Origin of the sequence: Micromonospora sp. NPDC005686 (genome assembly GCF_042871665.1) — a bacterium.
Taxonomy (GTDB): domain Bacteria; phylum Actinomycetota; class Actinomycetes; order Mycobacteriales; family Micromonosporaceae; genus Micromonospora.
In genome coordinates this window covers 218889-233506 of record NZ_JBIAIY010000011.1, presented here as the reverse complement: position 1 = coordinate 233506, position 14618 = coordinate 218889, and the positions used below count along the sequence as shown (strand labels likewise).

Genomic DNA, 14618 nt, shown 5'->3' with positions numbered 1-14618 from the left:
GATGGCGTTCGACCCCGAAGAGCTGCCCCATGACCTGAACGCGTTCGACCGCGGCGTCATCGCGGACGGACTGTCTGCGGATGAGCAGTCCTCGCTGGTTGGCCGACGCCAAGCATGGGCGTCGCAATGCGGCGGCCGCTACGAGGATCCGGACGACCTGGTGGATCGGCACGAGGTGCGGATCTTCCCCTCTCACTGGTCGATGTTCCCTGACTTTCCCTTCGCCTCGTCCGCGGAATACGCGAGCCGGCGTGCCGTGACGGAGGTGGCCTGGAACTGCGCGAAGGACGATTGGATCCCCTTGCTGGTCGCCTCCCTGGCCTGGGGCTGGGGCACGAGAGGCTTCGGTCCCACCCGCTTGTCCTGGATCCTGCACGGCTGCTCCCGGTGGGAGGCGCCCACCCAGCCAGAAACGAACCGGAGGCTCGCTGCCGCGATCGGCGACCTCGAAGCCGGGGGAGCGGTGGCCGCGTATCGCCGTCTGCACCGCGAGGAGCCGATTCCCGGGCTCGGTCCGGCCTTCTTCACCAAGCTCCTCTACTTCGCGGATCGCGCCCGTGCCGACGGAGCCCGACCACTGATCCTCGATGCGCGGCTCGCCGCCTGGATGCGGTCCATCTGGCAGGCGCGGGCAGGCCAGCCGTACGCCGAGGGTGCCCGGTCGGCGGCCTGGCTCTGGCGAGGGCCGCTCTGGACGCCGTACCGGTACGAGGTCTATCTGACGTTCATGAACAGGGTGGCCGACCAGCTTTCGGAAACGGGCGAACGGTGGAGCCCTGACCTGGTCGAGTTGCTCCTTTTTCGCCCTCAGCAGGGTGCCGCGTGCGATGTCGGAGACCCGACTCAACCGGCTGGTTGACCCGGTGCGAGAACGGTGATCTCCTGGTCGCTCCGCCGCCGGTGTGTGAACTGAGCAAACAGTCCTTTTGGCTGAATCACTGTCGCCCGATCGGCGGTTCAAGGTCCGTTCGATTCGAGCGGGTGTGGCATGAACATGGGGGCACGATGCCGAGCGCGACGGACACGGTGACGATCGGGGCGCTGGTCGCCGTACGGGGACAGCGGTGGGTGGTCAGCGAGGTCGAGCGCGCCGGACAGAGCACCCTGGTGTCGCTGCAGAGCGTCGAGGACGGCCGCTACGGCCACATGCTCGATGTGATCTGGGAGGTCGAGCCGGGCCGGCAGGTGCTGCCGAGCGGCTCGCTGCCCGAGGTCGGATCGTTCGACCCGCCGCAGAAGCTGGCCGCGTTCCTCGACGCCGTCCGTTGGTCCGCCGTCACCTCCGCTGATGTGAAGACGTTGCAGGCGCCGTTCCGGTCCGGCGTCGCGATCGAGGACTACCAGCTCGAACCGGTCGCTCGGGCGGTAGACGCCCCCCGGGTGAACCTGCTGCTCGCCGACGACGTGGGCCTGGGCAAGACCATCGAGGCCGGCCTGGTCGCCCAGGAGCTGCTGCTGCGGCACCGGGCCCGCCGCGTCATGATCGTCTGCCCGGCCGGCCTGACGCTCAAGTGGCGCGACGAGATGGCCGAGAAGTTCGGCCTCGACTTCACCATCATCGACTCGGAACGCTGCGCGGCCGTCCGCCGCAGCCACGGCTCGGCGGCGAACCCGTTCGAGGTCTACCCGCTGAGCATCGTCAGCCTGCCCTGGCTGCGCGGGCAGAAGGCGCAGCGCTTGCTCGACGAGGTGCTTCCGGCCGACGGCCCGGCCTACCCGCGCACGTTCGACTTGCTGATCCTCGACGAGGCACACCACGTCGCGCCAGCCGCCCCGAAGCAGGTCTACGCCGTCGACTCCCAGCAGACCAAGCTGATCCGGCGGATGGCACCGCACTTCACCCACCGCCTGTTCCTGTCCGCCACCCCGCACAACGGCTACCAGGCGTCCTTCACTGCGTTGCTGGAGATCCTCGACAACCAGCGGTTTGCCCGCGGCGTCCAACCGGACCAGGCCGCGGTCAAGGACACCGTCGTACGCCGGCTCAAGCGCGACATCGAGAACCCGGACGGAAGCCCGCGCTTCGTGGAGCGGAAGGCGTCGGCGATCCCGGTCACCTACCCGGAGGACGAGCGGCAGATCCACGCGCTGCTCACCCAGTTCGCCGAGCTGCGCCGCAAGCGGCTCAACTCGCAGCGCGGCCGCAAGGCGACCGACCTGGTGACCCTGCTGCTCAAGAAGCGCCTCTTCTCCAGCCCGGCCGCGTTCGCCCACACCGTCCGCGTCTACCTCGACACGCTGGCCAGCAGGAAGGGCTCGCCCAACCTGATCGCCGGCGACGACGTGCCGGACTGGATGGACGAGTTCATGGACGACCTCGCCACCTACGACGACGAGCAGCTCGCCGAGGCCGAGGATGACGCCCTCAACCGCGTCCGGCCCATGCAACCCGACCCCACCTCCGACGAGACCGCCCTGTTGCAGAAGATGCTCGACTGGGCCGAGGCCAAGGAGGCGCAGCCCGACGCCAAGGCCCGCGAGCTGATCAACTATCTGACGGCGATCTGCAAGCCCGACGGGCGCCACTGGACAAACGAGCGCGTCGTCGTCTTCACCGAATACCGCGACACCCAGACCTGGCTGGCGGACCTGCTGCGGCAGGAGGACCTCGGCGGCGACAGCCTCGCGCTGCTGCACGGCGGCACCCCGGGCGACGAGCGGGAGCAGATCCGCCTCGCCTTCCAGGCCGACCCCACCGACCGGCCGGTCCGCATCCTGCTCGCCACCGACGCCGCCAGCGAGGGCATCGACCTGCAGAACCACTGCCACCGGCTGGTCAACTACGACATCCCGTTCAACCCCAACAAACTGGAGCAGCGGATCGGCCGGATCGACAGGTACGGGCAGACGGTCAGCCCGGAGATCCAGCACTTCGTCGGCACCGGCTTCGGCAGGCAGGTCGACTCGTTCGAGGCCGACCTGGAGTTTCTGTCCCGCGTCGCCACGAAGGTCGCCCGGATGGAGGAGGACCTCGGCTCGGTGAACGCGGTGCTGTCCGAGGCGGTGCAGCGCCGGATGCTCGGCGAGCAGGTCGGCGTCGACATCGATCGGGCCGGCAAGGGGCGGACCGGCGGCAGCCTGCCGACCGAGTCGAACCTGCGCGAGCAGGTGCGGCGGCTGCGCGCCGACCTGGACAAGACCGTCGAGGAACTCGGCATCACCCCGCCGGCGGTCAAGCGGGTCGTCGACACCGCGCTGGACCTGGCCCGGCAGCAGCCGCTCAAGCGCTTCGTCGACGACAGGCACCTGGTGGACGGCCTCTACGAGGTGCCGCCGCTGACCGGCTCCTGGCAACGTGCCGGCGCAGGGCTCACCGCCAAGCTCCAGGATGAGAACGAACCGCCAAGCCAACTCCCGATCGCCTTCGACGCCCAGGTGGCCAAGCGGGACCGCGACGGCATCGTCCTCGCCCACCTGAACCATCCGCTGGTGGCGATGTCGACCCGGCTGCTGCGCGCCGCCGTGTCCAACCCCGACATCGGCCTGCACCGGGTCACCGCCGTCGTCAGCGACGACCCGTCGCTGGAGGACGTGCTGGTCGGCGCGTACTCCCGGTTCGTGCTGGTCGGCGCGGACGGCGTCCGGCTGCACGAGGAGGTCCTCTACGCCGGTGGCTGGGCACCCGAGCAGGGCCGGTTCCGCCGGCTGGAGAACCTGACCACCCTCGGCGGCATCCTCGACCGGGCGCTCACCACCGGAACGCCGGCCTCCCGTGTGGTCGAGGGCCGCGTCGCCGAGCGCTGGCCCCGGATCAAGGACGGCCTGCTCGCCGCCATCGACTGGCGCACCAACGCTCGGCAGGAGTCGCTGGACCGCAAGCTCAAGCAGCGGCAGGAAGCCGAGGAGAAGCGCATCCGGCACAACCTCGACCAGTTCGCCGCCTCCCTGCGTGGCGCGCTCGCGACGCCGGAGGAGGGCACCGGCGGGCAGGACTCCCTCTTCACGTCGGAGCAGCTCGTCGCGATGACCAAGAGCAAGGAAGAACTCGCCCAGTACCGCAAGGACCGTCAATCCTGGGAGGAACGCTTGTCGGCCCTCGAAGCCGAGCGCGACCGCGAACTCGACGCGGTCGCCGCCCGCTACCGCGACCCGAAGCCGCACCGGTTCCCGGTGGCAGTGGTCTTCGTCGTACCGAAGCGGGAGGCCACCCGATGAGCCGCACGTTCCGCCGCCCCGCCCCCGACGGCGTCGAGCAGCACCGCAACTGGCTGAGCCTGGTCGACGTCAACGGCCCGTTCCTCAGCCTGCCGGTGCTGCGCCGCACCTGGCCCACCCTCGACGCCCTCGACAAGCCGACCCGGGAGCGGCTGCGCCAGGCGTACACCGCCTGGCAGGACGACACCGTCGCGGGCCAGCAGGCCTGGATCGGGTACGTGCTGGGCGAGCTGCTCGGCTGGGGCGACACCCTGCACGCGGACTCCCTCGACTCGCTCGCGCACACGGTGGCCGAACACGACACCGAGCTGCGGCCGTCGTTCCTGCTGGTCGAGCCGGGCGAGGAGGTCAAGCCGGACAGCGTACGGCTGCTCGGCCTGACCTGCCCGCCGGGCCAGCAGCCGACCGCCCGGATCAAGGACTCGACCTGGGCCGCCACGCCCGTCGACCGGCTCGCCCACCTCTGCCGGCACCACAACATCGAGCTGGGTCTCGCCACCGACGGCCGCTGGTGGACGCTGGTCTGGGCGCCCCGCGGCGGCGTCACCACCACCGCCACCTTCGACGCCGTCTCCTGGCCGGAGGCCGCCGAACGGGACGTGGTGCGTGCGTTCGTGTCACTGTTGTCGCGCCGCCGGTTCTTCGGCGTGCCCGACGCCGAGCGCCTCGTTCCGCTGCTGCGAGACAGCCTTGGTAGCCAGGAGGAGATCACCGAGGCGCTGGGTGTCCAGGTCCGTCGGGCCGTCGAGCTGCTCGTCGCCGCGATCGGCCGGATCGACGTACGCGAACGGGAGACCGGCGGACGCGGCCTCGCCGACGTCGAGGCGCACGAGGTCTACCGTGGCGCCGTCGCGGTGATGATGCGGATCGTCTTCCTGCTGTTCGCCGAGGAACGCAAGCTGCTGCCCGCCGACAACGAGCTGTACGCGACGGCGTACTCCGCCGGGCGGCTCTGCGCCGAGCTGGAACAGCGGGCCACCGAGGGCAGCGAGGAGGACCTGGAGCACAGCTCCGCCGCCTGGCACCGGTTGCTCGCCCTGTTCAACGCCGTCTACCAGGGCATCGACCACCCCCGGCTCACCCTGCACGGCCACGACGGCTCGCTGTTCGACCCCGAGCGGTACGCGTGGCTGCCGCTGACCGTCGACGACCGCACCGTGCTGCACATGCTCCGCTCGGTGCAGTACGTCGAGGTCGGCACCGGCAGGTCGCGGGAGCGCCGTACGGTCAGCTTCCGCGCCCTGGACGTCGAGCAGATCGGGTACGTCTACGAGGGCCTGCTCTCCTTCGAGGGCTTCCGCGCCGAGGACGTGACGGTCGGCCTGATCGGCAAGGAAGGGCTGGAGGAGGAGGTCCCGCTCACCGACCTGGAGGCGCTGCGGGACCGGCACCCCGACGCGCTGGCGCTGGCGAAGACGCTGGCCGAGAAGTACAAGGACTCGAAGATCGGGTCGCCGGCCGCGCTGACGAAGAAGCTGGCGCCGCTGGACGGGGTGGAGCGCGAGGAGGCCCGCAAGAAGCTGCTCGCCGTCACCGGCGGCGACTATCCGCTCTCCGAGCGGCTGCTGCCGTTCGTCGGGCTGCTGCGCGAGGACCTGCGTGGGCTGCCGGTGGTCATCCTGCCCGGTGCGCTGTTCGTCACCGAGTCGGCGCTGCGCCGCAACACCGGCACCCACTACACGCCGCGCGAACTCGCCGAGGAAGTGGTGGCGGGAGCGCTGGAACCGCTTGTGTACGAGCCGGGACCGTTGCAGACGGCGGACACCACACAGTGGAAACCGAAGTCCAGCGAGGAAATCCTCGCCCTCAAGATCGCCGACATCGCGATGGGCTCCGCCGCGTTCCTCGTCGCGGCTGCCCGATACCTGGCCGGTCACCTCATCTCTGCCTGGTCCCGAGAGCGAGGCCAACAGGCGTCCGAGGTCGAGTCGCGTGCTGTCGAGCGAGGCACCGACGCAGACACGGACCCGCTGGTGATCGAGGCCCGACGGCAGATCATCGAGCACTGCTTGTACGGCGTGGACATCAACCCGATGGCAGTGGAGATGGCGAAGCTGTCGCTCTGGCTGGTGTCTATGGATCCGAAGCGGCCGTTCACCTTCCTCGACGACCGGCTCGTCGCCGGTGACTCGCTGCTCGGCCTCGGAAACACCGAGAACCTGCCCGGCAGGGCGGCACGCGATCTACGGCTCGAACGGGACCTATCCGACGTCCGTAAGCTTCGCCGACAGCTCGCCGCACTGCCGGACCGCCAGGACACAGTGGCGCGGAAGCACCAACTTCTGGCCGAGGCACACGCGGCGCGACAGCGCGCCGACGCCTACGCCGATCTGGTGGTAGGTGCCTCACTCGCCTCCGTCACACGGGGCCAGGACCCGGTCGTGATCGCCGGAACAGTCGGCAGGCTCGCCCAGCACCTGGCTGGCGGCGGTGACGTGGAGCCGCTGTCGCAGCAGGCGCGGTCCTGGCTCGCCCTCGACCAGCCGGACGGTGGCTTCGACCGCGATCCGCTGCACTGGCCCTTGGAGTTCCCCGAGGTGTTCGACCGGGGCGGCTTCGACGCCATCATCGGAAACCCGCCATTCCTGGGTGGGCAGAAGCTGACCGGGGCACTTGGCCCGGCCTACCGGGAGCTGCTGATCAGCGCGACCGGCCGTGGCGTGCGGGGCAGTGCCGACCTGGTGGCCTACTTCCTGCTCCGCGCCCACGACCTGCTCAACTCCGGTGGGCAGACTGGACTGATCGCCACGAACACCCTCGCCCAAGGCGACACCCGCGAGGTCGGCCTCGACCAGGTCGTCAAAGTGGCAGCCATCCGCCAGTCGATCAAGAGCCGCCGATGGCCGTCGCAGTCGGCAGCCCTGGAGTTCTGTGCTGTCTGGACCAGCCGAGGCGCCCTCGGCGATACGACCGTCAGGCGTGCCGACGGCCTTGCGGTTCCTGGCATCACGCCTTCGCTGGACCCGGAATCTCGCGTGACCGGCAATCCGTACCGCTTGCAGAGCAACGCCGGAACATCCTTCATCGGCTCGTATGTGCTGGGCATGGGGTTCACGATGGAGCCGCGTGAGGCTGAGGCGCTCATCGCTAAGGATCCCCGCAACCGTGAGATTCTCTTTCCCTATCTGAACGGGCAGGACCTAAACTCCCGGCCCGACGGCTCAGCCAGCCGCTGGGTCATCAACTTCCACGACTGGCCCGAGGATCGGGCCCGCACCTACCCGGACTGCTATGACCGAGTGCTACGGCTCGTCAAGCCCGAGCGGGACCGCAATAGCGACAAGCGGCGCCGGGAGATTTGGTGGCGCTTCACACGCCCAACTCTCGAGCTGTATCAGGCGATTGCGAGGTTGGAGCGAGTCATTGTGCTCGCACAGGTCAGCAAGACAGTCATGCCATTGCTGGTGACCACCAAGCAGGTGTACGCACATAAGATCGTTGTCTTTCCAAGCTCTGACACCGCGATGTTGGCGCTGCTATCCAGCGCGCCGCACTATTGGTGGGCGGTGAGCCGTAGCGCCACGATGAAGGCGGACCTTAGCTACTCGCCCTCCGACGTAATTGCGACGCTTCCGTTACCGACACCTATTGCCGACCTGCGCGCCTTGGGTGATCGGCTCGACATAACCCGGCGAGAAGTGATGCTCAGTCGGCAAGCAGGCCTGACCTCGACCTATAACCTCGTGTTCGACCCCGGATGCCATGACGAGGACATCGTGGAGTTGCGGCGCATCCACCGCGACATCGACGAGGCAGTGTGCCGTGCCTACGGCTGGGACGACCTCGTCGAGTTGGGCCTCGACCACGGCTTCCACAAGGCCGGTGCGTACACCCGCTACACCGTCGGCCCGGCGGTCCAGCGCGAGATCCTCGACCGTCTACTGGAGCTGAACCACCAGCGCTACGCCGAGGAGAAGGCAAAGGGCCTGCACGACAAGAAGTCCGGCCGCAAGGCGAAGTCCACCGCGGAAGGGCTGTGGTGATGGTCGACGTACAGGGAGGACTGTTCCCTCACCCGCGCGGCGAGCAGCAGGCGCTGGCCCTGTCCGGCAGCGAGGACGGCCAGAAGCCACCGCTCGACGTGCCCCAGACCTTTCCCAAGGCCACCTCGTACCAGGTCCGGGACGAGCTGGAGGACCTGATCGGCCGGGATCTGCTCGGCCCGTGGGACGGGGAGCAGGAGGAGTTCCGTCCGGGTGCGATGGGTCCGCGCGAGCGGTACCTGGTCGGCATGCTCGGCCCGAAGCAGCGCCCACGCACCGGGAAGCGTGACTCGTCCGAGGTGCACGACGTGGACGCCGCCGTCCAGGGTGACGGCAGCGAGGCCGAACTGCCCGAGGTGGTCACCCCCCAGAATCTGGGCAAGATGTGGGCCTCCTCGATGGGGTTGTCCTTCGCCGCGGCCGAAGACACCGACGCGCTCTCCGTGACCGCCGAGTGGGGCCGCTACGACCTGCGCGAGTCCGAGGACGAGAAGGGCAAGCGCCGGGTCTGGTACCGCGAGCCGGTTTCCTACGCCAGGGAGGTCCGGCTCGACGGCGACACCTCGTACCGGATCCCGCTCACCGTCGACGACCAGGACGCGCCCGGGGTGCACCTCTCCGTCGAGGTCCGGCCGCGCGGCGGTCAGCGGGTGGTGCAGGTCGCGCTGATCAACACGCAACTCGAACCGGAGAGCAACGCCGACACCGCCTGGCTCTTCCAATCGTCCCTGACGCTCACGGCGCTGGACGGGCACGCCGCCGTCTTCCTGCCCATCGACGACCCGCTCGACGGGGTGAAGGGCGTCAGCGACGACCTGGAGGAGGCACACCTGCGGCTGCTCTACCGGTCGCAGCGTCGCTACGCCTCCGGCCGCAACGTCGCCGTGCACCCGTGGGTGCGTGACGGCGACCGCTGCGCGCACAAGCTGTTCACCACCTGGCTGCCGACCTACAACGTGCCGGCGACCGTCGCACCGGTCGGCAAGGGCACACCGCTGGCCCGGGTCGAACTGTCCATGGACGCCCTCGCCGCCGCCGACATCGATCGGCTCCGCACCGGTCTCGCGCCGCTCGCCGACGGGTACGAGACGTGGCTCGACGACGAGGCCGCGAAGATCCCTGGCCTGCCGGCCGAGCTGCGCCCGGCCGCGGAGGCGGCCGTCTTCAACGCCGGCAAGGCGGCAACCCGCATCCGGGCCGGCATCGCGTTGCTCACCGACCCGGAGCGGGACAAGCACGCCGACGCGCTCGCGGCGTTCCGGTTCGCCAACGAGGCGATGGCCTTGCAGCGCCGGCACAGCGAGGTCGCCCGCCTTCGCGAGGAGCAGGGCCTGACGTACGCGGAAGCCAAGGCCGCCGTCGACGCGCGCGGCGCCGCGGCTGCCTCCTGGCGCCCCTTCCAGCTCGCGTTCGTCCTGCTCAACCTGCCGTCGCTGACCGACCCGGCGCACGCCGAGCGGGCCGCCAACCGGGACGCCACAGTCGACCTGCTGTTCTTCCCCACCGGTGGTGGCAAGACGGAGGCCTACCTGGGCCTGACCGCGTTCACGTTCGCCATCCGCCGGCTTCAGGGCGTGGTCGGCTCCGGGGCAGACGCCCGCAGCGGCGAGGCCGGCGTCGCCGTCCTCATGCGCTACACGCTGCGGCTGCTCACCGCGCAGCAGTTCCAGCGGGCCGCCGCGCTGATCTGCGCAGCCGAGGTGCTGCGTCGGCGCGACGAACGCACCTGGGGCACCGAACCGTTCCGGATCGGGCTGTGGGTCGGCGGTGGCGTCTCGCCGAACTGGTACGACGAGGCGGCCGAGCAGATCGCCGAGGCGCGCGAGGCCGGGCACGGCAAGCACACAAACGTCCTCCAGACGCTGAGCTGCCCGTGGTGCGGGGCGAAACTGCGCGCCGAGCGGGACCTCGAACCCAAGGACGACCTGCGGCGGGTGCTGCTGTTCTGCGCCGAGGCCGAAGGGGCCGACGCGTGCCCGTTCTCCCGCACCCGCAGCACCGAGGGCCTGCCGATCCTCACCGTCGACGAGGAAATCTACCGGTACGCACCCAGCCTGGTCATCGCTACCGTCGACAAGCTCGCCCAGCTTCCCTGGCGCGGCTTCGCCGGAATGCTGTTCGGGCGCGTCCGTCAGCGGTGCCCCCGGCACGGCTACCGGCACGACGACCTCGACGGCCGGACCAACTGCGGCAACCGGCACAACAAGAAGGGCAGCCTGGAGGCGGTCACCAGCCAGCCGGTGATCCAGCTCCGCCCGCCGGACTTGATCATCCAGGACGAGCTGCACCTCATCTCCGGCGCGCTCGGCACCGTGGTCGGCCTGTTCGAGGCGGCCGTCGACCAGCTCTGCACCTGGCCGCTGCCCGGCGGCAGCGAAACGGGACCGAAGATCGTGGCCTCGACGGCCACCACCAAACGGGCCCGCGAGCAGGTGCTCGGCGTGTTCGGCCGGGACCTGGCGGTCTTCCCGCCGCCGGTCATCGACATCACCGACACGTTCTTCAGCCGGCAGGTGCCGGTCACCGCCGAGCATCCCGGTCGCCGCTACCTCGGCGTCTGCGCCCACGGCGTACGGATGAAGTCCGCCGAGATCCGGGTCGCGGAGATCCTGCTGCTCGCCGGGCAGACGCTCTTCGACAGGTACGGGGCGCCGGCCGACCCGTACCTGACGACTGTCGGCTACTTCAGCGCCACCAGGGAGCTGGCCGGCATGCGCCGCCTCCTCGACGACCAGGTGGCGACGCGTGTGCGGTCACACGGCCGGCGCAAGGACCTCTCGGACCGGCTCGTGGGCACGCAGATGCTCAACGTGCAGGAGATGACCTCCCGGATCTCCTCCGGCGACATCAGCGACGTCCTGAAACGGCTGGAGATCGGCTTCGATCCAGAGCTGGACACCTCTGCCCGGCTGCGTGCCGTGATCGACGACTACCGGCAGGCGAGCAGCGCCAAGCCCGCCTCCCACGCGCGGCCCGCCCTGCACCCGACCACCGAGCGTTTCTACCGCCGCCAGAGGGAAGGCCGGGTGCCGGTCGACGTGGTGCTGGCGACGTCAATGCTCCAGGTCGGTGTGGACGTCTCCCGGTTCGGTCTGATGGTCGTCACCGGCCAGCCGAAGAACACGGCCGAATACATTCAGGCGTCCTCCCGTGTCGGCCGGGACGCGCGCCGTCCCGGTCTGGTGATTACGCTGTACAACTGGACCCGCCCTCGGGATCTCGCCCACTACGAGGATTTCGAGTACTACCACGCGACGTTCTACCGGCAGGTGGAGGCGCTGTCGGTCACCCCGTACACGCGGCGGGCGCTGGACCGGGGGACCACCGGGACGCTGGTCGCGGCCGTGCGCAACGCGGCGGACGCGTTCTCCCGCAACACCGACGCGCAAGACGTGCCGCTCGACGGGCCGGACGTGCAACGGGTCGTCGGCCGGTTCCTCGAACGCGCCGAGGCCATCGGCGGCACGCGGGCTCGGGACTACCTCTCCGAGCGGGTCAACCGGCTGCGGGATCTGTGGAACGAGCGCAAGACCGGGTCGATCCGCCTCGGCTACGCCGAAGGGACGTTCAAGCAGCAGAAGCTCGCGGGCCTGCTCACTGTCGCAGGCGGCGACAGGTGGACCGACCTGACCGTCGGCCAGTCGATGCGGGAGACCGAACACGAGATCAACCTGGTGCTGCCCGCCGGCGACAAGATCTTCGATCCGCAGTACGGCGCGCCGGAGTGGTCGTTCGGGCAGCCGGGCGGCGAGGCACGCGACGAGGACCTGCCCGACGGCGACGAACTGGGCGAGTCGACGCTCGCGGGGAAGGGAAACTGATGGCGGCCACGTACTTCCGGCGGGTCGGGTCCGTCCGCCCCAGCCACCTGATGTTCACCACCGGCGTCGGCGCCATCGTCGACCTGCCGAACTTCTCCGTCCTGGTGCGCGGCCTGGACGACTGGAACCACTCCGCGGTGCCGGACTGGGAGCCGATCGCCGAGCCGAGGCTGCTCGCCGCCGCGCGCCGGCTCCTCAACGACAAGTCCGTGAAGGAGTTGCGGCCCGCCCCCTGGATCGACGGCACCGACAAGCAGCCGAACGGACCCGCCGCCAAGATCGGTGTGCCGATCACGCCGTTCCCCGGCTGGCTGCGGTGCACCGTCTGCGACGAACTCGCCCCGCTCGACGGCTCCGTCTTCGAGTTCGAGAACTCCAAGCCGCGCAAGCCGCACGAGGCCCGGTTCTTCCACAAGTCGTGCACGCGGAAGAAGCTGGCCAAGCCGATGGCCGTCGCCGCGCGATTCGTGCTCGCCTGCACCGCCGGCCACCTGGACGACTTCCCGTACCGGCACTTCGTGCACCACGGTGGCGCCTGCCCGAACGCCAGTCACCCACGGCTGCGGATGGACGACCGGGGCGGCAACCTCGGGGCCAACGTCGAGATCAGGTGTGTGCCGTGCGGCGCCCGCCGCAACATGAAAGAGGTGCTCGGGCCACGCGGGGCGGAGAAGCTGCCGCGCTGCCGGGGACGGTGGGCGCACCTCGGCGACTTCGAGGCGGGTAGGTGTGCCGGCGAGCTGAAACTGCTCGTGCTCGGCGCCTCCAACCAGTGGTTCGCGCAGACCCTCTCCGCGCTCGCCGTCCCCCGCACCGGTGCCGGCGAACTCCAGACCAAAATCGAGCAGCACTGGGCTGCCCTGGAAGGTGTACCCGGGGCGGCGATGCTGCCCTACCTGCGGACTGTCGTGCCGGTGTTGCGCGAGTTCGCCCGGTGGAGCGACGACCAGCTCTGGGCGGCGATCGAGCGGCATCGCAACGCCCCGAAGGGCGACGAGGAGGAGACCGGGTACCCGGACCTGCACACGCCGGAGTGGGAGATCTTCTCCGCGGGAGACCTGCCGCCGGCCACCGACGACTTCACGCTCCGCCGCGATCCCGACGGTGTGCCGGGCGAGTTGAAGGAGGTCTACGCCGACGTCATCCAGGCCGAACGGCTCCGGGAAGTCCGTGCCCTGGTCGGCTTCACCCGCCTCGACGCCCCCGACCCGATGGACCCCGACCTGGTCCGCCGTGCGCCGCTGGCCAAGGCGTCGGTGGGCTGGGTTCCGGCCAGCGAGGTACGCGGCGAGGGAATCTTCCTCCGGCTCCCCGAGGATCTGCTTGCCGACTGGGAGCGCCGGGTCGCCGACACCGAGTCCATGCAGGCCCACCGCGAGGCGTACGGGCGGTTCCGGCGCAGCCGCTACTCCGGTCGGATCTCCGGCGCCTTCGAACCGATGCGGCACTGGCCGGGAAAGCGCTACATCGCCCTGCACACGCTGTCCCACCTGCTGATCCGTACGATCGCGCTGGAATGCGGCTACAGCTCCGCGAGCCTGTCGGAACGGATCTACGCGGGCCGCCCCGACGACCCGCGTTCCGGGATCCTCATCTACACCGCCGTGCCCGACGCGGAGGGGACGCTGGGCGGTTTGGTGTCACTCGCCGAACACGACGCGCTGGTGCGGTTGACCCGGCGGGCGATGAGCGACGCCCTCCACTGTTCGTCGGACCCCCTCTGCGCCGAGCGGCTCCCGCACGACATGGAGGAGTTCCTGCACGGCGCCGCCTGCCACGTGTGCCTCTTCGTGTCCGAGACGACCTGCGAACGCGGCAACCGGTTCCTGGACCGCCGGTTCGTCGTACCGATCGACCAGCCTGCCCTGGCACTCTTTCCCGAGCTGCCGTGACCTGGCACCCGGCGTTCGAGGCGGCGGCCGAGGCCGCGGTGCGGCGGCTCGGACCGGCCCATGTGCGGGTGCTGGCCGACCGCCTCGACGACGGCGTGCCGCATCAGGCGCTGCGGCACGCCGTGCCGGTGCCCGGGTTCGCCGAGGCGGCCGGCGCGGTGCTCACCGCGCAGCAGGAAGCCGGGCTGGTCGCGGGCGTCGCCGCGGCATACCTGCGTGGCTTGGCGGCCGGGCACGCGCAACGGTCCGCGGCCGTCCGGATCGAGTCGGTGTGGAGCGGCCCGGGCACCCATCCGGTGCCGGTGCGGGCCACCGCGCAGGTCCTCGTCGACCTGGTCGGCGAGGCCCGGTCCGAACTGCTGCTGATGACCTACTCCGCGACGCCGTATCCGCCGCTGGTGGCCGCCCTGATCGCGGCGGTCGCCAGGGGCGTGAGCGTGAACGTGGTGGTCGAGACCGTCACCGGTGCGGCCGGCGCGTTACAGGGAGCGGAGCCGGCCGCGGCGTTCGCCGGGGTCGCGGGCGTCCAGATGTGGCACTGGCCGCTCGCCCGGCGCGCGGAACGGCCCGCCCGCATGCACGCCAAGATCGCGGTCGCGGACCGGCGGGTGCTGCTCGTCTCCAGCGCCAACCTCACCCAGTCCGGCGTGAACCGCAACATCGAGGCGGGGCTGCTGGTGCACGGCGGCCCGGCACCGCAGCGAGCCGCCGAGCACATCGCCGAGCTGCAGGTCCGAGGCGTCCTGGTCCGACTCGGGGCACCCTGA

At 70.2% G+C, this 14618-nt stretch carries 6 protein-coding genes; all 6 read left to right on the top strand.

The window, feature by feature from the left end; all coding sequences use genetic code 11:
• The first annotated feature begins 1 nt into the window (after window position 1).
• Window positions 2-859, top strand: coding sequence for a hypothetical protein (locus ACFYON_RS24685; RefSeq protein ID WP_354869679.1), 858 nt, complete (start codon window positions 2-4; stop codon window positions 857-859).
• A 146-nt stretch (window positions 860-1005) separates the two neighbouring features.
• Window positions 1006-4155: a DISARM system SNF2-like helicase DrmD gene (gene drmD / locus ACFYON_RS24680; protein ID WP_354869677.1), complete on the top strand. Its 3150-nt coding sequence runs from the start codon at window positions 1006-1008 to the stop codon at window positions 4153-4155.
• Window positions 4152-8138 (top strand): Eco57I restriction-modification methylase domain-containing protein, encoded by a 3987-nt coding sequence (locus ACFYON_RS24675; RefSeq protein ID WP_354869675.1) that lies wholly within the window; start codon window positions 4152-4154, stop codon window positions 8136-8138. The genes drmD and ACFYON_RS24675 overlap by 4 nt, the downstream gene beginning before the upstream one ends.
• Window positions 8138-11959, top strand: a complete 3822-nt coding sequence (drmA, locus tag ACFYON_RS24670; protein WP_354869672.1) for a DISARM system helicase DrmA — start codon at window positions 8138-8140, stop codon at window positions 11957-11959. Before ACFYON_RS24675 ends, drmA begins: the two co-directional genes overlap by 1 nt.
• Entirely contained in the window at window positions 11959-13851 is a 1893-nt protein-coding gene (locus ACFYON_RS24665; protein ID WP_354869670.1) for a DUF1998 domain-containing protein, read from the top strand. Before drmA ends, ACFYON_RS24665 begins: the two co-directional genes overlap by 1 nt.
• Window positions 13848-14618, top strand: coding sequence for a DISARM system phospholipase D-like protein DrmC (gene drmC / locus ACFYON_RS24660; protein WP_354869667.1), 771 nt, complete (start codon window positions 13848-13850; stop codon window positions 14616-14618). The genes ACFYON_RS24665 and drmC overlap by 4 nt, the downstream gene beginning before the upstream one ends.